The sequence below is a fragment of the Stutzerimonas tarimensis genome (assembly GCF_042648805.1).
Lineage (GTDB): Bacteria > Pseudomonadota > Gammaproteobacteria > Pseudomonadales > Pseudomonadaceae > Azomonas > Azomonas tarimensis.
Map to the genome: position 1 here is coordinate 200852 of NZ_JBHRXZ010000017.1, position 19617 is coordinate 220468.

Here is a 19617-nt window from a genome sequence, read left to right on the forward strand (position 1 = left end):
TCCTGGAGTGGCGCCGATTATTCTCGGACGACGCTCCTGTGCATTGCATGGTCGTACCTAGGCCTGGCGGTTCACGCCAGGCGATTGGTCAATTCACAATAGTCTTCCATGGCGGAGAACTCCTGGGTGTCTTTCACCCCCTGCCGGCTGTCGGGTTCCCTGACGGCGAGCAGATGGCGAATACCAAAGCGGCGTGCACTGCGCAAGATCGGCAGGCTGTCGTCGATGAACAGGACGCGCTCGGGGTTGAAGCCCAGGTCTTCCCGAAGGCAAAACCAGAACTGTTGCTCCTCCTTGGGAAATCCGTATTCATGAGAGCTGATCAGGCGGTCGAACCAGGGTGCCAGTTCGATGCGCTCGAGCTTCAGTGACAGCGAATCAGGATGGGCGTTGGTGATCAGCGCGACCTGCTTGCCGGTCTGACGGAGGAACGCAAGGAAGCTGTCGACACCGGGCCTGAGGGCGATCCGGTCGGCTATTTCCCGCTTCATCTCGCGCAGCGGGAGGTCCAGTTCAGCCGTCCAGTAGTCCAGGCAGTACCAGGCCAGTCGGCCCTGGGTGCGCTCGAACAGCGGCGCGAGCTCCATCTCGGCCATCGCCTGGCTGATGCCATGCCGCTGAGCGTATCGCTGGGGCAGGTATTGCAGCCAGAAATGGTTGTCGAAATGCAGGTCCAGCAGCGTGCCGTCCATGTCGAGCAGGACGGTATCGATCTCGGCCCAGGGCAGGGGTACGGTCATGGCACGCTCGGCAGGCGAAAATGAAGGACCCACGTCGCGGCAGTTGGCGACTGCCTGTGGTCTGCACTGATGGTAAGTGGTGCGCGGCGGTTGTGCAAAGTCAGGCTATGATACCTGCCTCGTTATTGTCGGAGGGTGCTCCATGCGCCAGAAACCCACCGTGCTCGCGCGTGAAATCGTCGCGTCCAGCCGGCTGTTCCGCGTGGAGGAACTGCAGCTGAGATTCAGCAACGGCGTCGAGCGTACCTACGAGCGTCTGGTCAGCCGGGGCTCCGGCTACGGCGCGGTGATGGTGGTGGCGCTGGCCGATGCCGCACATGCCCTGCTGGTCGAGGAATACTGCGGCGGCACCGACACCTACGAGCTGTCGCTGCCCAAGGGGCTGGTCGAGCCGGGCGAGGACGTGCTGGTGGCTGCCAACCGCGAGCTCAGGGAGGAGGCCGGTTTCGGCGCCCGGCGCCTGGAACACCTGGGTGAATTGTCACTGTCGCCTGGCTACATGAGTCAGAAGATTCAGGTGGTGCTGGCGCAGGATCTCTATCCCGAGCATCTGCCTGGCGACGAGCCGGAGCCCCTGAGGGTCGACCAGGTCAATCTGGGCGAGCTCTCGCAATTGCTGCAGAACCCCCAGTTCAGCGAGGGCCGGGCCCTGGCGGCGCTCTATCTGGCGCGTGACCTGCTCATTCAGCGAGGAGAGTTTCCCCTGTGATCCACCCCTATTCCGATGCGGTAAGGCAACTGGTCATGGCCGCGGGCGACGCCATCCTGCCGTACTGGCGAAGTGAACTCGACGTGCAGCGCAAGCAGGACGACTCTCCGGTTACCGAGGCGGACCTGGCGGCCAATGCTGTGCTCGTGGCTGGCCTGGAGGCGCTGGATCCTCAGATCCCGGTACTCTCCGAGGAGGCCTGTGACCTGCCGCTGGCGCAGCGCGCCGGTTGGTCCAGCTGGTGGCTGGTGGACCCGCTGGACGGCACCAAGGAATTCATCGTCGGCAGCGAAGAGTTCACCGTAAACGTGGCGCTGGTCAGGCACGGGCGGGTGGTGTTCGGCGTGGTTGGCGTACCGGCGACCGGCCGCTGTTACTACGGCGGCCGAGGGCTCGGCGCATGGCGGATGGATCGCGACGAACCACCGGTCGCCCTGCGGGTGCGCGAGCAAACGGCCGAGCCACGGGTGATGGTCGCCAGTCGGCGGCACTCCAGTGCGGCCCAGGAGAGGATGGTCGAGGATCTGCAACAAGCGTTTGGCGACCTGGAGCTGGTCCAGGTCGGCAGTTCATTGAAGATCTGCCTTGTCGGCGAAGGCGCCGCGGACTGCTATCCCCGGCTCGGGCCGACCTCCCAGTGGGATACTGCGGCCGCTCAGGGGGTGCTCGAAGGGGCCGGGGGCGAATTGCTGCGCGTCGATGGTCGGGCGCTGAGCTACGAGTCGCGCGCCGATTACCTGAACCCGAACTTCGTGGCTCTGCCGCAGGGGGTCAGTTGGGCGGCCAGGCTGCTGCAAGTGGCGCAGAGCGCCGAAGGGACGCGCCGCTGAGCCCAGGCGCTGTCTCAGCGGTGCAGCACGTAACTGCCACGAAAGCGCACGGCCTCGGCACCCTCTGTGTCGAGTATGCGAGTTTCCAGCTGCAGCCTGGCGCGTCCCCTGCGGCGATAGGTCTTTTCGAAGCGCTGCCAACGTTCATCGGTGGGCGCTGCGCACACGGCCACGGCGTCCCCGGACACCGGCAGCGGATATTCGATGCTACCTTCCTGGATCACGATATGCCCGTCGTCGATGCCCGCTTCCCACTGACGCAGCAGCAACCAGCCCCATCCCGCCAGCACTGCCGCGCTGTAGAGGCTGCCGCCAAACATGCTGGCAGTGTGGTTGGTATTGCCGGCCAGCGGCAGCCGCAGGCGCAGTTCGCCGGCCTGCCAAGCGACGACCTGCAGGTCCATCGCGCGGGTCAGTGGAATATCACGGTGCAGGAGGGTTTGCAGCTGCTGGGCAGGCGTCACGGATGGTTCCTCGCTAGGCTTTGGGTCGGTAGGCGCAGTACCCGGAGCGCGGGCCGACGTGCGGATGGTTGCGGCAGGTGTCGGGCCGCTTGGAATAGATGCCGCAAAGGCGGGTCTTGGGGTCCAGGTAGAGGCAGTCCCCGCTGCTCCCGCGAGCGAGCGTGAAAACCTCCTGCCTTGCATTGAAGCGTTCGATAACGCCCGCCTTGCTCAGCCGTTTGGCTACACTTTTGGCAGGCTCGTCGCGCTCGAACGGGTCGACCAGTTCCATGCGGATCAGATCGTCCAGGCGGACTTCGACCGGCAGCGTGCAACAGGTGGCATGGCAGCCCCGGCACAGGCCGTTATGGTAGCGTGCCCAGGTGTCCAGGCGGTCCGGGTCGGCGGCCGCGATCACAGGGTTCTTCATAATGCTGGTCATCTGCAGGCAGGGGGCGGGATGATAGCGAGCGTGTACGGAATTTCCAGCCTCAAGGATGTCGAAATGACCAGAATTATCGCTGGGCTGCCCATAGCTGCGGGGTCGCCCGCTCCTCGATCCAATTTGCCCGAGGTCTATTCATGACGCAGGAGTCCAACGCTCTCGATCCCGAAGCCGTATCGGCCTTTCGTGAGGCTGTCCTCTCGAAACTCACCTACTCGGTGGGCAAGGATCCGGAGCACGCTTTCGATCACGACTGGTTCGAGGCCATCGCGCTTGCGGCTCGTGATCAGACCACCGACCGCTGGATGGCGCATACCCGCAAGTCCTACCAACAGGGCAAGAAGCGGGTCTATTACCTCTCCCTGGAGTTTCTCATCGGGCGCCTGCTCATCGACAGCCTGAGCAACTTGGGCATCCTCGATATCGCCCGCGAGGCTCTGCATGGGCTGAACGTGGACCTCGAGCGAATTCGTGCGCTGGAGCCCGACGCGGCGCTGGGCAACGGCGGTCTCGGTCGTCTGGCCGCCTGCTTCATGGAGAGCATGGCGACTCTGGGGGTTGCCGCTCACGGTTATGGCATCCGCTACGAGCATGGGCTGTTCCGCCAGGTGATCGTCGATGGCTGGCAACATGAGCAGACCGAAACCTGGCTCGATTTCGGCAACCCCTGGGAGTTCGAGCGTCCCGAGGTCAGCTACCTGATCGGGTTTGGCGGCAACGTGGTCGCGGTACCCGACGAGCAGGGCAAGCCCCAGTATTTCTGGAATTGGGCCGAGGGGGTCCGGGCGATCGCCTATGACACGCCCATCGTCGGCTGGCGCGGCGCCAGCGTGAATACCCTGCGCCTGTGGCGGGCGCGGCCGGAGGCGGACTTCCATCTGGAGCGCTTCAATGCAGGCGACCATATCGGAGCATTCAGCGAGCTGGCGCGCGCCGAGAGCATTTCGCGAGTGTTGTATCCGGCCGACAGCACCGAGGCGGGCCAGGAATTGCGGCTGCGGCAGGAGTATTTCTTCGTCGCCGCCTCGCTGCAGGATCTGCTGCGCCGGCATCTGAAGCAGCGCGGTACCCTGGACAACCTGCCCGAGTTCGCCGCCATCCAGCTCAATGATACCCACCCGGCAATCGCTGTGGCCGAGCTCATGCGGCTGCTGGTCGACGTGCATGGTTACGGCTGGGAGCACGGCTGGCGCCTGACGGTCGCTACCCTCTCGTACACCAACCACACCCTGTTGCCCGAGGCGCTGGAGACCTGGCCGGTGGGCCTCATGGAGCGCATGCTGCCTCGGCACATGCAGATCATCTACATGATCAACGCCAACCACCTCGACGCCCTGCGCGCGCGCGAGGTCCATGACTTCGAGCTACTGCGGGCGGTGTCGCTGATCGAGGAGGACAACGGTCGCCGGGTACGTATGGGCAACCTTGCCTTTGTCGGCTCGCACCGGGTCAATGGTGTGTCGGCGTTGCACACCGATCTCATGCGCAAGACCGTGTTCACCCATCTGCACGGCCTGTATCCCCAGCGCATCACCAACAAGACCAACGGCATCACCTTCCGCCGCTGGCTCTACCAGTCCAACCCCGAGCTGACCGCGTTGATGGTGGAGGCGGTGGGGCCTCAATTGCTGGACGATCCGGAAAACCGCCTGCGCGATCTCGAGCCTTTCGCCGAGGACGCCGACTTCCGGCACCGCTTCGCCGCCCAGCGGTTGCACAACAAGCGTCTGCTGGCAGCGCAGATCAAGGACACCATGGGCATCGAGATCGACCCCCATGCGCTGTTCGACGTGCAGGTCAAGCGTATCCACGAATACAAGCGGCAGTTGCTCAATCTGTTGCACACCGTGGCGTTGTACCAGGCGATCCGCGCCGATCCGGGCGGAAACTGGGTGCCGCGGGTGAAGATACTTGCCGGCAAGGCGGCGGCAAGCTACTACCAGGCCAAGCTCATCATCAAGCTGGCCAACGACATCGCGCGGACCATCAACGACGATCCGACCGTACGTGGCTTGCTCAAGGTGGTGTTCATCCCCAACTACAATGTCAGCAAGGCCGAACGCATCATTCCGGCGGCCGACCTGTCCGAGCAGATCTCCACCGCCGGGCTGGAAGCCTCCGGCACCAGCAACATGAAGTTCGCACTCAATGGCGCCCTGACCATCGGGACACTGGACGGCGCCAACGTGGAGATGAGCGAGCAGATCGGACTCGATCATATGTTCATCTTCGGCCTTACCGCCCAGCAGGTCGATGCACGCAAACGCGCTGGCGAATTCAATGCCGAGGCGAGCATCATTGGTTCGCCGCGGCTGAGCGAGGTGCTCTCGGCGATTCGTGGCGGCGCGTTCTCCGCCGACGACCCGGGCCGCTATACCGGCCTGGTGGACAGCATCACCTGGCACGACACCTATCTGGTCTGCGCCGATTTCGAGGCCTACTGGCAGGCGCAGCTCGAGGTCGAGGCACGCTGGCGCGATGCGGACAGCTGGTGGCGCTCCTCGGTGCTCAATAGCGCCCGTACCGGCTGGTTCTCCTCGGACCGGACCATCAGGGAGTACGCCAGCGACATCTGGAAGGTGTTGCCGCCGACCGAGGGTTGAAGACCGGAGGGCACTGAACTCTGACCGGCTCGCTCCGGTCAGAGAAAGGTATTGTTTAGTGAGACGCGCTAAACTGCGCCCATTTCCATTGACGGAGCCCTCCCCATGTCCCGCGTAACCCTCAGCCGTTACCTCATCGAGCAGACCCGAAGCCACAATACCCCTGCGGATCTGCGATTTCTCATCGAGGTAGTGGCCCGGGCGTGCAAGGAGATCAGTCACGCGGTTTCCAAGGGCGCGCTTGGTGGTGTACTTGGCAGCATGGACACCGAGAATGTTCAGGGCGAGGTGCAGAAGAAGCTCGATGTCTTGTCCAACGAGATCCTGCTGGAAGCCAATGAATGGGGCGGACACCTGGCCGCCATGGCTTCCGAGGAAATGGACAAGGCCTACCAGATTCCCGGGCGTTATCCCAAGGGCGCCTACCTGCTGCTGTTCGATCCCCTCGACGGCTCCTCCAATATCGACGTGAACGTCTCTGTCGGTACCATCTTCTCGGTACTGCGTTGCCCGGACGACTGCTTCAGCCAGAACGATGCCCTGGCCGAGCGGGCATTTCTGCAGCCGGGTTACCGTCAGGTGGCAGCCGGTTATGCCCTCTACGGGCCGCAGACCACCCTGGTGCTGACCCTGGGCGAGGGCGTGAAGGGCTTTACCCTGGACCGGGAGCTGGGCAGCTTCGTTCTGACTCACGAGCACATGCAGGTTCCACCAAGCACCTCCGAATTTGCTGTGAACATGTCCAACCAGCGCCATTGGGAGCCCCCGGTGACGCGCTACGTCAGCGAATTGCTCGCAGGTGCGGACGGCCCGCTGGGCAAGAACTACAACATGCGCTGGATTGCCTCCATGGTGGCCGACGTCCATCGTATCCTTACCCGCGGCGGGTTGTTCATGTATCCCCGCGATGCCCGCGAGCCGGACAAGGCGGGCAAGCTACGGCTGATGTACGAAGCCAACCCGATGGCCTTCATCGTCGAGCAGGCCGGCGGGGCGGCCACTACCGGCACCCAGCGGATTCTTGACGTCCAGCCTGAGGCGTTGCATCAGCGCGTGCCGGTGTTCCTCGGGTCGAAAGAAGAAGTCGAACGCGTCACCGGCTACCACAACCAGGCCTGACCGGTGCTCACGCCTTGGCAGCCCTTGCTGGATTGGTGGTTTGGCGAGGGTGCCACGGCGGTGGAGATCGCCGCTGAAAAACAGCGCCTCTGGTTTGGCTACCGGCCCGAGCAGGATGCCGAGGCGCGCGAGCACTTCGCCGCGCTCACCGATCAGGCACTGGCCGGCGGCTTGGATGACTGGACCATGGCCCCCCAGGGCTGGCTTGCTCTCATTCTGCTGCTCGATCAACTGCCACGCATGATCTATCGCGGGACGCCGGCTGCCTTTGCCGGAGACGAGCGTGCCCAGCAACTGGTCCGCGATGGCCTGGTCCAGGGTGGCGATATGCTGTTGCCGCCCATCCAGCGCGTCTTCGTCTACCTCGTGCTGGAGCACAGCGAGAACCTGGCCGCCCAGGAGCAGGCGCTGGCCTACTTCGCCATGTTGCGCGATATCGCCGAGCCGGCTGAGCAACCGCTTTTCGACGACTTTGCCGACTTTGCACTGCGGCATCGGGATGTCATCGCGCGCTTTGGTCGTTTCCCCCATCGCAACAAGATACTCGACCGCCCTTCGACCGATGCCGAACAGGCGTTTCTCGCCCAGCCCGGATCGCGCTTCTGAACGCACTAAGCGGCATTTTGCGGCTCTATAGAGGCGTCGCTTTTTGCTCCTGACGAAGGATCCTGTCATGTCGCCGCGTCCTGCCCTGCTCATCGCTTCCGCCGTGCTGCTGGCCGCCTGTGGCCAGGTGAGCGTGGAAGACCTGGCCGAGTTGGAGGTCGGCATGCCGCGCCCCGAGGTGATCGCCCTGCTGGGTCGGCCCACCGAGTGCGCCGGCGCCCTGACACGGCCGAGTTGCCGCTGGGGCAATACCGAGCGCTTCATTCAGGTCCACTTCGAAAACGATCGGGTCATGATGTTTTCCGCCAAGGGGCTCGATTGACCCATCCGCCGCCTCTGCACAAAGCCGCGACAGACCGCGTCCGCGCGAATCCGGTGGCCTGCCACCGACATGACCTGCAGCATGCCGGCGGCAAGAATCCTCGCTATGATGCGGTCATGTCTCGCGCTCGCCCTTGAGCCCCGGTAGCCGATCAGGAGTTTGCCAATGTTCACCTTGTATCCGGAGATCAAACCCTACGCCCGGCACGAGCTGGCGGTCGATCAGCCGCATGTGCTCTATGTGGACGAGAGCGGATCTCCGGACGGCTTGCCGGTGCTGTTCGTGCATGGCGGCCCGGGGGCCGGCTGTGACGCTGCCAGCCGCCGTTACTTCGATCCGACGCTCTATCGCATCGTGACCTTCGACCAGCGCGGCTGCGGTCGCTCCGTACCCCATGCCAGCCTGGAGAACAACACCACCCAGGACCTGATCGCCGATATGGAGCGCATTCGCCAGCACCTCGGCATAGACAAGTGGGTGCTGTTCGGCGGCTCCTGGGGCTCGACCTTGTCGCTGGCCTATGCGCAGGCGCATCCGGAACGCGTGCATGGCCTGATTCTGCGCGGAATCTTCCTCTGCCGGCCGGAAGAGTTCCACTGGTTCTATCAGGAGGGCGCCAGTCGGCTGTTCCCGGATTACTGGCAGGATTACCTGGCGCCGATTCCCACCGACGAGCGCGCTGACCTGATGCAGGCCTATCACCGGCGCCTCACCGGCAGCGACCAGATTGCCCAGATGGGCGCGGCCAAGGCATGGTCCTGCTGGGAAGGGCGCACGGCCACGCTGAGACCGAATCCGAAGGTGGTCGACCGTTTCAGTGACGCCCACCGGGCACTGTCCATTGCGCGCATCGAATGCCACTACTTCGTCAACGACGCGTTCCTTGAGCCCAACCAGCTCTTGCGCGACATGAACCGCATCGCCCACCTGCCGGGCATCATCGTACATGGCCGTTATGACGTGATCTGCCCGCTGGACAACGCCTGGTCGTTGCACCAGGCATGGCCCAACAGCGAGCTGCAGATCATTCGCGACGCTGGCCATTCGGCGAGCGAGCCGGGAATCACCGATGCTCTGGTACGCGCCTCCATGGAGATGGCCAGCCGCCTGCTCGAGCTGCCGCCGGCCGATGCCTGATGAAAGCGCTGATCCAGCGGGTACGCCATGCGCGGGTGGAGGTCGCCGGCGAATTGCTCGGCGCTATCGATCAGGGATTGCTGGTGCTGGTGGGGGTCGAGGCGGGAGATGACCGGGCGCGCGCCGACAAGTTGCTGCACAAGCTGTTGCGCTATCGCGTGTTCGCCGACGATGCGGGGAAGATGAACCGGTCCTTGCAGGATATCGGTGGCGGTCTGTTGCTGGTCTCGCAATTCACCCTTGCCGCCGATACCCGCAGTGGATTGCGGCCGAGCTTTTCCAGTGCTGCCCCGCCCGAGGAGGGCGAAGCCTTGTATCGCTATCTGCTGGAACAGGCCCGTGACCGTCATCCACAGGTTGCCGCAGGCCGCTTTGGCGCCGCCATGCAGGTGCACTTGCAGAACGATGGCCCGGTGACCTTTCTGCTGGAGAGCTGAGTCTCAGCGCCGCGACGGCTCGATGCCCTGGTCGAGCAACCAGGCGTAGGCGTGCTCCCTGAGCTGAGTCGCCTGGTAGCGACGCCAGGCTTCCCGGATGTCCGGGAAGGCTTCGAGTTCGTAATCGAAGGTGCGCAGCGGGCGGCGACTGCCCAGCGCGGTGGTGAGCACTGCATGGGCATGCGGATTGTGCTGGGTGAGCAGGAAGGCCTCGCGCATGGCAATGGCCTCGGAAAGTCCCAGCGGCTCGATATGCAGATAACGATCCGGCTGGATATCGTACTTGTCATCCGTTCCCGGTAACGCCTGCCCGGGCGCGACAGCGAGGATTCTGCCGCTGTCGAGGTCGAGAAAATGCAGGGCGTCGGGGGCGTTCAGGGCCTGGTCAAGGCGCTCGAGGTCGATGGTCATGGACTGCATGGGCCGATCCTGCCGCGGTTGATCAGATTGCTGTGACCACGGTCCGCGATGAGTGTGCGCTCAGAACAGCCGCGCCAGCAGCGCAGTGACCGCCGTTTCGACCCGCAGGATGCGCTCTCCCAGTTGCACTGGGGTAAGGCCGGCATCGGCGAGCTTCTCGACCTCATAGGGAATCCAGCCGCCCTCGGGGCCTATGGCCAGGGTCACCGGGCCATCGACGGCACGCGGGCAGGGCGGGAACTCCCCCGGGTGGCCGACCAGGCCCAGGGTGTCGCGGGCGATCGCTGGCAGACGGTCTTCGACGAAAGGCTTGAAGCGGGTCTCGATGCTGACCTGCGGCAGGACGGTGTCGCGGGCTTGCTCAAGACCGAGCAGCAGTTGCTCGCGCACACTGGCCGGCTCCAGGAACGGCGTCTGCCAGAAGCTCTTCTCCACGCGGTAGCTGTTCAGCAGCACAAGATTCGGCACGCCCATGGCCGCCACGCCTTGCAATACGCGGCGCAGCATCTTCGGTCTGGGCAGGGCGAGCAGCAGGGTGATCGGAAGCTTGGCCGGCGGAGGTTGGCTCAGCCTGACCTGCAATTCGGCTTCGGCAGCCGCCAGCCGCAGCAGGCTGGCCTCACCCATCAGCCCGCCGAGCAGCCCGACCCTGATCCGGTCACCGGCTTCGGCGCGGTGTACCTGCTGCAGGTGCGTCAGGCGCCGGTCGCGGAGGATCACCCGGTCCTCGCCGACAAAGTCGCTCGGCTCGAGCAGCAGCAGGTTCACGAAGATTGGGTCGGAGGCTGGCTACCGCCCTGGGGCTCGGATTCCTGAGCGCGCTCCGGCTCGGCTGGAGCGTCCTGCTCCTGGACCTGCTCGCGGCGCACCAGGCTGCCGGCGAGCACACCGGCTTCGAACAGCAGCCACATCGGCACCGCCAGCAGCGTCTGGGAGAACACGTCCGGCGGGGTCAGCACCATGCCCACCAGAAAGCAGCCGACGATGATGTATGGGCGATTCTTGCGCAGGCCCTTGACGTCGACGATGCCCACCCAGATCAGCAGGAAGGTGGCGATCGGGATCTCGAAGGCGAGGCCGAAAGCAAAGAACATCGTCAGGACGAAATCGAGGTACTGGCCGATGTCGGTCATCATCGCCACGCCCTCGGGCGTCACGCTGGCGAAAAAGCCGAACATGATCGGAAAGACCGCGAAATAGGCGAACGCCATTCCGGCGTAGAACAGGATGATGCTGGAAATCAGCAGGGGCACCGCCATGCGCTTCTCGTGCTTGTACAGCCCGGGCGCGATGAAGCCCCAGATCTGATAGAGCAGGATCGGCATGGCGATGAACAGGCTCACCATGAGGGTCAGCTTGAACGGCGTGAGAAACGGCGAGGCGACCCCGGTGGCGATCATGCTGGCGCCGTCCGGCAGGTAGACGCGCAGCGGCGCGGCGACCAGCGTGTAGATCTCCTGGGAGAAGTAGAACAGGCCGGCAAACACCACCAGCACTGCCGCGATGCTTTTAAGCAGGCGGCTGCGCAGCTCGGCGAGGTGACCGACCAGCGGCATTTCCTGGTCGTCGTGGGAAGGGTTGGTCATTCGGAGGACTTGTCTTGGCGAGGGGCGGCGGGCTGCTCGGAGGCTGGCGTGGTTTCGGAGGACTGATCCGTCATCTGGGCGGGCTTGTCCATCGTTGCGGGCTGGTCAGCCTTGGTGGGCGGCAGGATGCTCTGCTTCATCTCCCGCTCCAGGTCCATGATGCGCTCGTTGTGCAACTGGCGGCGAATCTCGTCGGCGCCGATCTCACGCTCCACCTCAGCCTTGATCGAATTGAAGCTGCGCTTGAGCCGGCCGATCCACAAGCCAGCAACCCGCGCAGCCACAGGCAGGCGATCCGGGCCGAGTATGAGCAGGGCCACCAGTCCCGTCAGCAGAAGCTCGGTAAAACCGATATCGAACATCGCGGGTCAGTCTTTCTTCGCCGGTTCGTCGACCTTGCGCGCCTCGGCATCGATGGTGTGGTTGCGCTTTTCCTCGATGCCGGGCTTTTCTTCCTCTGTGCCCATGGACTTGCGGAAACCCTTGATCGCGTCACCGAGGTCACTGCCCAGGCTTTTCAGCCGTTTGGTGCCAAAAAGCATGACTACGATGAGCAGGATGATGACCAGTTGCCAAATGCTGATACCGCCGAAACCCATGGTCGTAATCTCCAGAAATCAGGATTGGGAGCGCGCGGCTTTTTCCACGTGCCCGGATAGACCGAAACGCCGGTCCAGTTCGTCCAGTACTGCCTGCGGGTGCTGGTCCAGCTTGGCCAGCATCACCAGACTGTGAAACCAGAGATCGGCCGTCTCCTTGATCAGATCGCCGCAGTCGCCGCTGATCGCGGCATCCTTGGCCGCGATGATGGTCTCCACGGATTCTTCGCCGACCTTCTCGAGAATCTTGTTCAGGCCCTTGTGGTACAGGCTGGCCACGTAGGAGCTGTCCGGCTCGGCGCCCTTGCGGGCTTCGAGCACCTCGGCCAGGCGGGTGAAGGTGTCACTCATGGGTATGCTCTTTGTAAATCGCGTGTGGGTCCTTGATCACGGCGTCCACCGTCTGCCAGCCACCGTCGCGGTAAAGGCGATAGAAGCAGCTTTCCCGTCCGGTGTGGCAGGCGATTCCGCCCAGTTGCTCCACCATGAGGATAATCACGTCGGCGTCACAGTCCAGCCGCAGTTCATGCAGTTTCTGCACATGGCCGGACTCTTCGCCCTTGCGCCAGAGTCTGCCACGGGAACGTGACCAATATATGGCACGGTTCTCCTGAACGGTAAGGCCCAGCGACTCACGGTTCATCCAGGCCATCATCAACACACGCCCGCTCTGGTGGTCCTGCGCGATTGCCGGCACCAGCCCGTCTTCGTTCCAGTTGATCTCGTCCAGCCAGTTCATCGGTTTCTCCACCTCTTCAATCCAGTGTGCCAGCCTGACCGCCTGCTGGCTATCTATGCACGATGAGGTACAAGCCGGTCACCAGCATCAGCCCGGCCGGCCAGGCTTCCACCGCCAGCAGCGGTGCGGCGACGGCGGCCTGGGCCACGCCTCCGGCCAGCAGCGCCGCGCCAGCCAGGCGCAGCGGCCATTCATCACGCCGTTCACGCTGCCAGGGTCCGGGCGGATTGTCGCGATGGGGATTGGACATCTGTTCGAGCAGCTCGCGGGTCATGCCTGCCAGATGGGGGATCTGCTCCACCTGGGCCTGGACGTCCTTGAGCAGTCGCTTGGGGCTCAGCCGCTCGCGCATCCAGCGCTCGAGGTAAGGCTGGCCGGTGGCCCACAGGTCGAGATCGGGATAGAGCTGCCGGCCGAGGCCTTCGATGTTGAGCAACGTCTTCTGCAGCAGCACCAGTTGCGGCTGCACCTCCATGTTGAAGCGTCGGGCCACCTGGAACAGTCGCACCAGCAACTGGCCGAAGGAAATATCCTTCAGCGGTTTCTCGAAGATCGGTTCGCAGACGGTGCGGATCGCCGCCTCGAATTCGTTGACCTTGGTCTCCGCCGGCACCCAGCCCGAGTCGATGTGCAATTGGGCGACCTTGCGGTAGTCGCGGCGGAAGAAAGCCATGAGGTTGCGGGCCAGATAGTCCTGGTCTTCCGGGGTCAGGCTGCCGACGATGCCGCAGTCGATTGCGATGTATTGGGGGCTCCAGGGCTGGCGGGTGCTGACGAAGATGTTGCCCGGGTGCATGTCGGCGTGAAAGAAACTGTCGCGGAACACCTGGGTGAAGAAGATCTCGACGCCGCGCTCGGCAAGCACTTTCATGTCGGTCTGCTGTTCGGCCAGGGCCTTCAGGTCGGTGACCGGCACACCGTAGATGCGCTCCATGACCAGCACCTGCGGACGGCAGTAGTCCCAGTAGACCTGCGGCACATAGAGCAACTGGGATTTCTCGAAGTTGCGCTTGAGCTGGCTGGAATTGGCGGCCTCGCGCAGCAGATCCAGTTCGTCGTAGATGGTCTTGGCGTAGTCGTCGACCACTTCCACCGGACGCAGCCGGCGTGCTTCGGCCGAGGCACGCTCGGCAAACTTGGCCAGCAGGTACAGCCAGGCGACATCCTGATCGATGATGGGTTTGAGGCCTGGCCGGATCACCTTGACCACGACCTCCTCGCCAGTGCGCAGGCGGGCCGCGTGGACCTGAGCCACCGACGCGGAGGCCAGCGGCTTGCGATCGAAGCGTGCGAACAGGGTGTCGATGGGTGCGCCGAGCTGGCGCTCGATCAACGCTGTGGCGATGTCCGAGCTGAACGGCGGCACCCGGTCCTGGAGGATCGCCAGCTCATCGGCGATGTCCGGTGGCAGCAGGTCACGACGGGTGGACAGCAATTGACCGAACTTGATGAAGATGGGACCCAGCCCCTCCAGCGCCAGGCGCAGCCGCGCTCCGCGGGAGAGTCGGGCCTTGCGTCGCGGGATCCAGCGCCAGGGAAGGAGAAAGCGAGCAGGGCGCAGCCACCAGGGCATCGGCAGGTCCAGCAGCAGGTCGTCGATGCGGTAGCGGATCACCACCAGCAGGATGCGAAGGAGACGGACGGAGGCGGCGAACAGCTTCATGCGGCGGGCGGCAGGCTAGGGGACCGATCCAGGCGCTGGACGCGCGCCTCGAGTCGGTCGAGGGCAAGTTTGAGATCGTCCAGTTCGTTGAAGCGGGCGTTGGCCTCGGCCTGGCCGATCAGGCCACGGGCTTCTTCGCTGAGATAGTCGATCAGGTTCTGTCGCATGCTGTCGGCGCTGTCTTTCGCCCAGCGCGCCTGGTTGCGCAGGAAGTTGCCCAGGAGCGGTGTGGCAACCGGCCCGAGCCAGCGGGACAGCTCGTATTCCCAGTCCAGTTCGAGATCCTGCAGAACACCCACCAGCGACAGCAGCACCTGGCTGTCGCCTTCCATGCTCACCTCGGGTCGGTGCAGCACGGCAGGCTTGTCCCGGCTGAGCATCAGTCGGACCAGGCTGGCGGAGGGCGAGCGCAACACGCAGTCGGCTTCACCCTCCCAATGCAATGCCAGGCGCAGGCCTTCATTGTCCGGCAGAACGAACAGGCGCCACGCAGGGGCGCTGGCGTTCACTTCGATGAGTTGGCCGGACAGCCTGGCCAGCCGCGGCAGTGCCGTGGCGTCCAGGCGAAGGGCAGCGTTCAGCCCGCGTTCCACGCCGGCCAGCAGGGCAGTGGTGAGCATCAGGGCTTGATGCCGCGATGCAGGGCGACAATGCCGCCGGTCATGTTGTGGTAGGTGACGCGCTCGAAACCGGCCGCCTCCATCATGCCCTTGAGGGTTTCCTGATCCGGGTGCATGCGGATCGACTCGGCCAGGTAGCGGTAGCTGTCGGCGTCGTTGGTGATCAGCTTGCCCATCAACGGCAGCAGACTGAACGAGTAGCTGTCGTAGGCCTTGGACAGCAGGGTGTTGGTGGGCTTGGAGAATTCCAGCACCAGCAGGCGGCCGCCGGGCTTGAGCACCCGCAGCATGGACGCAATGGCGTCCTCCTTGTGGGTGACGTTGCGCAGCCCGAAGGCGATGGTGACCACATCGAAATGGTTGTCCGGGAAGGGCAGCTTTTCGGCGTCGGCCTGAACGAACTTGACGTTGCCGGCGATGCCCTGGTCCAGCAGTCTGTCGCGGCCGACCTTGAGCATCGATGCGTTGATGTCGGCCAGTACCACTTCGCCGGTGGGGCCGACGATGCGCGAGAACTGGCGGGTCAGGTCGCCTGTGCCGCCGGCGATATCAAGCACGCGATTACCTGCGCGGGCGGCAGACAATTCGATGGTGAAACGCTTCCACAGCCGGTGTACGCCACCCGACATGAGGTCATTCATCAGATCGTATTTGGCGGCGACCGAGTGAAACACTTCGGCCACCTTCTGCGCCTTCTGGCTTTCCGGAACGCTCTGGTAACCGAAGTGGGTGGTCGGTTCTGCGTCACGCTCGTTGCGAGAGTCGGTCATGGTCAAGTCCACCGGATAAGGTCTGCCGGGCATTGTAAACGCAATTACACCGCTGAAGCGGCCTGATGCGATGCTTCCAGGTGGTCGGGCTGCATTCTCAGCGCAGGAATTCAGGCCGCAGAATATCGGTGAGGCGGCTGTGTGGCACGCTGATTTCCGGATGCCCATTGTCGTAGGGCGCAATCTGCCTGACGTCGTATTTGAGCAGAACGCGATCACGCAGCAGTGCGATGTGTGGTGTCGGCCGGAAAGGCCACGCCGCGCGGAACTCGACGATACGCTCGGGGTGCTGCTGGCGAACCCAGTCACGATGGGCCTGTTCGGCCAATCGCCAGAAGGCGCCTTCGCGGCCTGGCAGCAGGGCGTCCTGCAGCCGAAGCTCGCGCTTGGCGGCACGGTCATAGTTGATGAAACCCCGCCCCGGGTGACCTGTGGTGTCGCCCAGGTCGCGATAGCTGGACAGTTCGATCACCAGTACCTGGCCATGCCAGTCGCGGATCGCCGCCTGTAGCCAACTGCTCCAGTCGTCGCGCGCGCTGGCCAGAAAGGCCTGGCGATGAGCCTCCAGCGAAGGTGGAATCGGCTCGTCGCCGTGACGGGCCAACTGGCGCAGGCGGCGGTCGATCAGCCTTTCCAGTTCCGGCTCACCCGGAAAGCGCAGCACGTCGATATTGACCAGGGGACAATGTTCTCCGTCGCAGCCTTCGCTGCGGGTTTCGCTGATCGAGCGCTCAAAGGCGACGGGGGGCTGGTCGGCGGGCGGTCGTTGGCAGGCCGCCAGCGAGAGCGCCAGGGCCACCAGGCCGAGAAGTGGGATGAAAGGGCTGGATGACATGGTTTACCTTGTGGCGGTTGGGGCGGGGTGATGCTTCAAGTTCGGCGCGCTCAGGTCAAGTCCTCCATGGACCCTCGCCTGTCGAGCAGGGGCTGCAGCCGAACCGGCAGCGGGTTAGGATGCCTAATAGACGACCCGCGTTCAGCCGCGGCGGTCTTTCAGTTTTCTCCGTGCGGCGGCAGTGCCCACGGCTCAACCCAGCGAGTATCCATGAGCGAAACCTTCAAGCCTGTCGAGGGCGACGTCGAGATCCTGCGGCGCGAGCAGTGCTTTCGTGGCTTCTACAGCCTGGATCGGCTTCATCTGCGCCATCGCCTGTTCGATGGCAGCATGGGCGCAGAGATCGATCGCGAGGTGTTTCTGCGCCACGACGCGGTGTGCGTGCTGCCTTATGACCCGGTCAACGATAAGGTCGTACTGATCGAGCAATTCCGCATCGGTGCGATCGGCAAGTCCGATAATCCCTGGCTGCTCGAGCTGGTGGCCGGCCTGATCGACAAGGACGAACAGCCCGAAGAGGTGGCCCGCCGCGAAGCGGTGGAGGAAGCAGGCCTCGAGCTGGGCGCCCTCTGGCCTGTCACCAGCTATTTCCCTTCGCCGGGCGGCAGCAACGAGCGGGTCTACCTGTATGTCGGTCGCTGCGACAGCGACGGGGCGGGTGGCGTGTTCGGCCTGGCTGACGAGGGTGAGGACATCCGGGTTCACGTCTGGAGCCTCGACGAGGCCCTGGCGGCGATCGGCGACGGGCGCATCGACAATGCCGCCAGCATCATTGCCCTTCAATGGCTGGCGCTCAACCGTACGGCGGTCCGTGAGGCCTGGTCATGAAGTTGCTGCGCGAACGCTACCGAGTCGATCTGCAGGAATTGCAGGCGGCCTGTGAAGCCAACTACGCCCTGTTGTTTCGGCTGCTGCCAGGGATGCGCGAGCGACCCGAGGTGCGACGCATCGCGCTGAGCCAGGGCGATCGCCTGCTGGGCGTGCTGGTTCTGGAAGTGCTTGAACTTTGCCCTTACACCACCACCCTGCAGGTCCGCCAGGAGCTGTGCATGCCCTGGCTGCCCGTGCCGCGCCTCGAGGTGCGGGTCTACCATGATGCACGCATGGCCGAGGTCGTGGGCACGGAAAACGCTCGCCGTTTCCTCGGCATCTACAACTATCCCAATGCGCTGATGCACCAACCCGACGAGAAAAGCCAGCTCAACCTGTTCCTCGGCGAGTGGCTCCGCCATTGCCTGGCTTGCGGGCATGAAATGGAGTCGGTGCTCTGAAGGCCAGCGGTGCCAAGCCCGCCTTCAGGCTTTGTGAAGGATTACCGCTTCCGCTGGTTTACCGATAAGCCGCTGCCGTCAATAATCGGGGCATATCCGAATCTGGGGGCAGGGGCTTGGCGAGCATGGCCGTGTCGAAGGCGAATCGCATACTGGAACTGGTGCAGATCACCGATAGCCACCTGTTCGCCGACGCCCATGAAAAGCTGCTGGGTCTCGAGACCCGCTACAGCCTCGAGCGGGTGGTCGATCAGGTACTTGTGGAACGGCCGCGCATCGACCTGGTACTCGCCACCGGCGATCTCTCCCAGGACGGTTCACCCCGTTCCTACGAGCTGTTTCGCGAGCAGACCCGCCGCATCGGGGCGCCGAAGCGCTGGTGTCCCGGCAATCACGACGATCGAGCCGCCATGCTCGAGGCCTCCCGGGGCAGCGACCTGATGCAGCCGGTGGTTGATCTCGACGGCTGGCGGATCATTCTGCTCGATTCGCTGGTACCCGGCGCGGTGTTCGGCCAGCTCGAGGACGACCAGTTGCAACTGCTCGAAAGCGCGCTGACCGGGGCGGCCGGGCGGCATTGCCTGATCTGCCTGCATCACCATCCGGTCGACATTGGCAGCCGCTGGATGGACGCCATCGGCCTGCGCAACGCCGACAGGCTGTTCGCCGTCATTCGGCAGCATCACCAGGTGCGCGGGCTGATCTGGGGACACGTGCATCAGGCCTTCGATGCCGAGCGCGAGGGTGTTCGCCTGCTCGCATCCCCTTCAACCTGCATGCAGTTCGAGCCTGGCAGCGAGGATTTCCAGATCGGCGCCGAGGCGCCGGGCTACCGTTGGTTGCGGTTGCACCCCGATGGCCAGATCGAGACCGCGGTGTCGCGGGTCGCCGGTCTGGTTTTCGAACCTGAAGATGGCGTAAAGGGCTACTAGTGGCCTTGTCATGGCTAGGCTATGGCGAGGAGCGGCAACGCAGTATCGGGGCCGTGAGCGCCGAAATCGACTAACCGAACAGGCCACTAGCGGCGCGCTGGGTTGCGGGCTTGCCGCGGCAGGTATTGGCCCTGTAGCCTTTTTCCCTTCCTCTGTCGTCTCGAGCCAGCATGCTCCACGATCAGCCGACCGTCCTCTATATCCATGGATTCAACAGCTCTCCCTGGTCGCACAAGGCTCGCCAGCTGACTGCCGCCATGCAGCGCGCGGGCCTGGGTGACCAGCTGCGGGTGCCCGCCCTGCATCACCATCCGACCCAGGCGATGGCGCAACTGCAGACCGCGCTGGGCGAGCTGGGCCGGCCTCTGCTGGTCGGCAGCTCACTGGGCGGCTACTATGCGACGAGCCTCGCCGAACGCCATGGCCTGAAGGCGCTGCTGATCAATCCGGCAGTACGGCCGCATCGCCGGTTCAGGGCATATCTGGGGCCGCAGACCAATTTCCATACCGGTGAGGTCTGGAATCTCGACGAGGGGCACGTGGCGGCGCTCGCCGCGCTGGATGTCCCACCACCCGGCGACGCCCTGCGCTATCAGGTATGGTTGCAGACCGGCGACGAGACCCTCGACTACCGGGAGGCTGAAACCTTCTACCAGGGCTGTGCCCTCCGCATCGAAGAGGGCGGGGATCACGCTTACCAGGGGTTCGTCGACAGGCTGGCAGAGCTGCTGGCATTCGCCGGCTTTGATCCGGCCTGCTGGCGCGACGTCGATTTTTCCGATTTGTAAGGA

The 19617-nt window shown here is 64.1% G+C and carries 26 protein-coding genes; 12 read left to right on the top strand and 14 right to left on the bottom strand.

The window, feature by feature from the left end; all coding sequences use genetic code 11:
• Positions 1 to 71: 71 nt before the first annotated feature.
• A complete protein-coding gene (gene yrfG / locus ACFOMF_RS07870) occupies positions 72 to 740 on the bottom strand; it encodes a GMP/IMP nucleotidase (protein WP_386363289.1) in 669 nt (222 codons plus the stop codon).
• Positions 741 to 882: 142 nt separating this feature from the next.
• Here yrfG and nudE point away from each other — a divergent pair, with 142 nt between their 5' ends.
• Entirely contained in the window at positions 883 to 1449 is a 567-nt protein-coding gene (gene nudE, locus ACFOMF_RS07875) for an ADP compounds hydrolase NudE (protein WP_386363292.1), read from the top strand.
• Positions 1446 to 2279: a 3'(2'),5'-bisphosphate nucleotidase CysQ gene (gene cysQ, locus ACFOMF_RS07880; protein ID WP_386363295.1), complete on the top strand. Its 834-nt coding sequence runs from the start codon at positions 1446 to 1448 to the stop codon at positions 2277 to 2279. Before nudE ends, cysQ begins: the two co-directional genes overlap by 4 nt.
• A 14-nt stretch (positions 2280 to 2293) precedes the next feature.
• On the opposite strand, the gene ACFOMF_RS07885 is transcribed toward cysQ, so the two are convergent.
• Both ACFOMF_RS07885 and ACFOMF_RS07890 read right to left on the bottom strand, forming a co-directional pair.
• Entirely contained in the window at positions 2294 to 2743 is a 450-nt protein-coding gene (locus ACFOMF_RS07885) for a YiiD C-terminal domain-containing protein (protein ID WP_386363298.1), read from the bottom strand.
• Positions 2744 to 2756: 13 nt separating this feature from the next.
• The gene (locus tag ACFOMF_RS07890; RefSeq protein WP_386363301.1) at positions 2757 to 3152 is read right to left on the bottom strand and encodes a YkgJ family cysteine cluster protein; all 396 of its coding nucleotides are present in this window, start codon (positions 3150 to 3152) and stop codon (positions 2757 to 2759) included.
• 152 nt (positions 3153 to 3304) lie between these two features.
• On the opposite strand from ACFOMF_RS07890, the gene ACFOMF_RS07895 reads away from it, so the two are divergent.
• From ACFOMF_RS07895 to dtd, 6 genes are all read left to right on the top strand, one after another.
• A complete protein-coding gene (locus ACFOMF_RS07895) occupies positions 3305 to 5770 on the top strand; it encodes a glycogen/starch/alpha-glucan phosphorylase (RefSeq protein WP_386363304.1) in 2466 nt (821 codons plus the stop codon).
• Between the two features lie 105 nt (positions 5771 to 5875).
• Complete coding sequence (locus tag ACFOMF_RS07900; RefSeq protein ID WP_386363307.1) at positions 5876 to 6889, top strand: class 1 fructose-bisphosphatase; 1014 nt, start codon at positions 5876 to 5878, stop codon at positions 6887 to 6889.
• 3 nt (positions 6890 to 6892) lie between these two features.
• Positions 6893 to 7495 carry a DUF924 family protein gene (locus ACFOMF_RS07905; RefSeq protein WP_386363310.1) on the top strand — a complete coding sequence of 201 codons (603 nt, stop codon included), beginning with the start codon at positions 6893 to 6895 and terminating at the stop codon, positions 7493 to 7495.
• Between the two features lie 67 nt (positions 7496 to 7562).
• Positions 7563 to 7817 (top strand): hypothetical protein, encoded by a 255-nt coding sequence (locus tag ACFOMF_RS07910; protein WP_386363313.1) that lies wholly within the window; start codon positions 7563 to 7565, stop codon positions 7815 to 7817.
• Between the two features lie 165 nt (positions 7818 to 7982).
• Positions 7983 to 8954 (top strand): prolyl aminopeptidase, encoded by a 972-nt coding sequence (gene pip, locus ACFOMF_RS07915; RefSeq protein WP_386363316.1) that lies wholly within the window; start codon positions 7983 to 7985, stop codon positions 8952 to 8954.
• On the top strand, positions 8954 to 9391 hold the full coding sequence (dtd, locus tag ACFOMF_RS07920; protein WP_386363319.1) for a D-aminoacyl-tRNA deacylase: 438 nt from the start codon (positions 8954 to 8956) through the stop codon (positions 9389 to 9391). The genes pip and dtd overlap by 1 nt, the downstream gene beginning before the upstream one ends.
• Before the next feature lie 3 nt (positions 9392 to 9394).
• On the opposite strand, the gene ACFOMF_RS07925 is transcribed toward dtd, so the two are convergent.
• The 11 genes from ACFOMF_RS07925 to ACFOMF_RS07975 all read right to left on the bottom strand — a co-directional run bounded on the left by ACFOMF_RS07925 (position 9395) and on the right by ACFOMF_RS07975 (position 16623).
• Positions 9395 to 9811, bottom strand: a complete 417-nt coding sequence (locus ACFOMF_RS07925; RefSeq protein ID WP_386363322.1) for a UPF0158 family protein — start codon at positions 9809 to 9811, stop codon at positions 9395 to 9397.
• 60 nt (positions 9812 to 9871) lie between these two features.
• Complete coding sequence (locus tag ACFOMF_RS07930) at positions 9872 to 10579, bottom strand: 16S rRNA (uracil(1498)-N(3))-methyltransferase (protein ID WP_386363325.1); 708 nt, start codon at positions 10577 to 10579, stop codon at positions 9872 to 9874.
• Entirely contained in the window at positions 10576 to 11397 is an 822-nt protein-coding gene (gene tatC / locus ACFOMF_RS07935) for a twin-arginine translocase subunit TatC (RefSeq protein WP_386363328.1), read from the bottom strand. The genes ACFOMF_RS07930 and tatC overlap by 4 nt, the downstream gene beginning before the upstream one ends.
• Positions 11394 to 11759, bottom strand: coding sequence for a Sec-independent protein translocase protein TatB (gene tatB, locus ACFOMF_RS07940; protein ID WP_386363331.1), 366 nt, complete (start codon positions 11757 to 11759; stop codon positions 11394 to 11396). Before tatB ends, tatC begins: the two co-directional genes overlap by 4 nt.
• Positions 11760 to 11765: 6 nt before the next feature.
• Positions 11766 to 11996, bottom strand: coding sequence for a twin-arginine translocase TatA/TatE family subunit (tatA, locus tag ACFOMF_RS07945; RefSeq protein ID WP_386363333.1), 231 nt, complete (start codon positions 11994 to 11996; stop codon positions 11766 to 11768).
• Between the two features lie 18 nt (positions 11997 to 12014).
• Entirely contained in the window at positions 12015 to 12347 is a 333-nt protein-coding gene (locus ACFOMF_RS07950; RefSeq protein ID WP_386363336.1) for a phosphoribosyl-ATP diphosphatase, read from the bottom strand.
• Positions 12340 to 12735 (bottom strand): phosphoribosyl-AMP cyclohydrolase, encoded by a 396-nt coding sequence (gene hisI, locus ACFOMF_RS07955; protein WP_386363338.1) that lies wholly within the window; start codon positions 12733 to 12735, stop codon positions 12340 to 12342. The genes ACFOMF_RS07950 and hisI overlap by 8 nt, the downstream gene beginning before the upstream one ends.
• A 49-nt stretch (positions 12736 to 12784) precedes the next feature.
• Positions 12785 to 14398, bottom strand: a complete 1614-nt coding sequence (ubiB, locus tag ACFOMF_RS07960; protein ID WP_386363341.1) for a ubiquinone biosynthesis regulatory protein kinase UbiB — start codon at positions 14396 to 14398, stop codon at positions 12785 to 12787.
• Complete coding sequence (locus ACFOMF_RS07965; RefSeq protein ID WP_386363344.1) at positions 14395 to 15018, bottom strand: ubiquinone biosynthesis accessory factor UbiJ; 624 nt, start codon at positions 15016 to 15018, stop codon at positions 14395 to 14397. The genes ubiB and ACFOMF_RS07965 overlap by 4 nt, the downstream gene beginning before the upstream one ends.
• A complete protein-coding gene (gene ubiE, locus ACFOMF_RS07970; RefSeq protein ID WP_386363347.1) occupies positions 15018 to 15788 on the bottom strand; it encodes a bifunctional demethylmenaquinone methyltransferase/2-methoxy-6-polyprenyl-1,4-benzoquinol methylase UbiE in 771 nt (256 codons plus the stop codon). Before ubiE ends, ACFOMF_RS07965 begins: the two co-directional genes overlap by 1 nt.
• Before the next feature lie 97 nt (positions 15789 to 15885).
• Entirely contained in the window at positions 15886 to 16623 is a 738-nt protein-coding gene (locus ACFOMF_RS07975; RefSeq protein ID WP_386363350.1) for a DUF3298 domain-containing protein, read from the bottom strand.
• Between the two features lie 210 nt (positions 16624 to 16833).
• On the opposite strand from ACFOMF_RS07975, the gene nudF reads away from it, so the two are divergent.
• The 4 genes from nudF (at position 16834) to ACFOMF_RS07995 (ending at position 19614) form a co-directional block, all read left to right on the top strand.
• Positions 16834 to 17451, top strand: a complete 618-nt coding sequence (gene nudF / locus ACFOMF_RS07980; protein ID WP_386363353.1) for an ADP-ribose diphosphatase — start codon at positions 16834 to 16836, stop codon at positions 17449 to 17451.
• A complete protein-coding gene (locus tag ACFOMF_RS07985; protein ID WP_386363605.1) occupies positions 17442 to 17894 on the top strand; it encodes a DUF1249 domain-containing protein in 453 nt (150 codons plus the stop codon). Before nudF ends, ACFOMF_RS07985 begins: the two co-directional genes overlap by 10 nt.
• Before the next feature lie 125 nt (positions 17895 to 18019).
• Positions 18020 to 18826, top strand: a complete 807-nt coding sequence (cpdA, locus tag ACFOMF_RS07990) for a 3',5'-cyclic-AMP phosphodiesterase (RefSeq protein ID WP_386363356.1) — start codon at positions 18020 to 18022, stop codon at positions 18824 to 18826.
• 170 nt (positions 18827 to 18996) lie between these two features.
• The gene (locus ACFOMF_RS07995; protein WP_386363359.1) at positions 18997 to 19614 is read left to right on the top strand and encodes a YqiA/YcfP family alpha/beta fold hydrolase; all 618 of its coding nucleotides are present in this window, start codon (positions 18997 to 18999) and stop codon (positions 19612 to 19614) included.
• The last annotated feature ends 3 nt before the right edge of the window (positions 19615 to 19617 follow it).

Coding starts and splice junctions, on each gene's coding strand:
- hisI (WP_386363338.1), bottom strand. CDS start 12,735: ATGAACTGGCTGGACGAGATCAACTGGAACGAAGACGGGCTGGTGCCG.
- ACFOMF_RS07995 (WP_386363359.1), top strand. CDS start 18,997: ATGCTCCACGATCAGCCGACCGTCCTCTATATCCATGGATTCAACAGC.
- ACFOMF_RS07895 (WP_386363304.1), top strand. CDS start 3,305: ATGACGCAGGAGTCCAACGCTCTCGATCCCGAAGCCGTATCGGCCTTT.
- ACFOMF_RS07910 (WP_386363313.1), top strand. CDS start 7,563: ATGTCGCCGCGTCCTGCCCTGCTCATCGCTTCCGCCGTGCTGCTGGCC.
- nudF (WP_386363353.1), top strand. CDS start 16,834: ATGAGCGAAACCTTCAAGCCTGTCGAGGGCGACGTCGAGATCCTGCGG.
- ubiB (WP_386363341.1), bottom strand. CDS start 14,398: ATGAAGCTGTTCGCCGCCTCCGTCCGTCTCCTTCGCATCCTGCTGGTG.
- dtd (WP_386363319.1), top strand. CDS start 8,954: ATGAAAGCGCTGATCCAGCGGGTACGCCATGCGCGGGTGGAGGTCGCC.
- tatA (WP_386363333.1), bottom strand. CDS start 11,996: ATGGGTTTCGGCGGTATCAGCATTTGGCAACTGGTCATCATCCTGCTC.
- ubiE (WP_386363347.1), bottom strand. CDS start 15,788: ATGACCGACTCTCGCAACGAGCGTGACGCAGAACCGACCACCCACTTC.
- tatB (WP_386363331.1), bottom strand. CDS start 11,759: ATGTTCGATATCGGTTTTACCGAGCTTCTGCTGACGGGACTGGTGGCC.
- yrfG (WP_386363289.1), bottom strand. CDS start 740: ATGACCGTACCCCTGCCCTGGGCCGAGATCGATACCGTCCTGCTCGAC.
- ACFOMF_RS07965 (WP_386363344.1), bottom strand. CDS start 15,018: ATGCTCACCACTGCCCTGCTGGCCGGCGTGGAACGCGGGCTGAACGCT.
- ACFOMF_RS07890 (WP_386363301.1), bottom strand. CDS start 3,152: ATGAAGAACCCTGTGATCGCGGCCGCCGACCCGGACCGCCTGGACACC.
- pip (WP_386363316.1), top strand. CDS start 7,983: ATGTTCACCTTGTATCCGGAGATCAAACCCTACGCCCGGCACGAGCTG.
- nudE (WP_386363292.1), top strand. CDS start 883: ATGCGCCAGAAACCCACCGTGCTCGCGCGTGAAATCGTCGCGTCCAGC.
- ACFOMF_RS07975 (WP_386363350.1), bottom strand. CDS start 16,623: ATGTCATCCAGCCCTTTCATCCCACTTCTCGGCCTGGTGGCCCTGGCG.
- ACFOMF_RS07950 (WP_386363336.1), bottom strand. CDS start 12,347: ATGAGTGACACCTTCACCCGCCTGGCCGAGGTGCTCGAAGCCCGCAAG.
- tatC (WP_386363328.1), bottom strand. CDS start 11,397: ATGACCAACCCTTCCCACGACGACCAGGAAATGCCGCTGGTCGGTCAC.
- ACFOMF_RS07925 (WP_386363322.1), bottom strand. CDS start 9,811: ATGCAGTCCATGACCATCGACCTCGAGCGCCTTGACCAGGCCCTGAAC.
- ACFOMF_RS07900 (WP_386363307.1), top strand. CDS start 5,876: ATGTCCCGCGTAACCCTCAGCCGTTACCTCATCGAGCAGACCCGAAGC.
- cpdA (WP_386363356.1), top strand. CDS start 18,020: ATGGCCGTGTCGAAGGCGAATCGCATACTGGAACTGGTGCAGATCACC.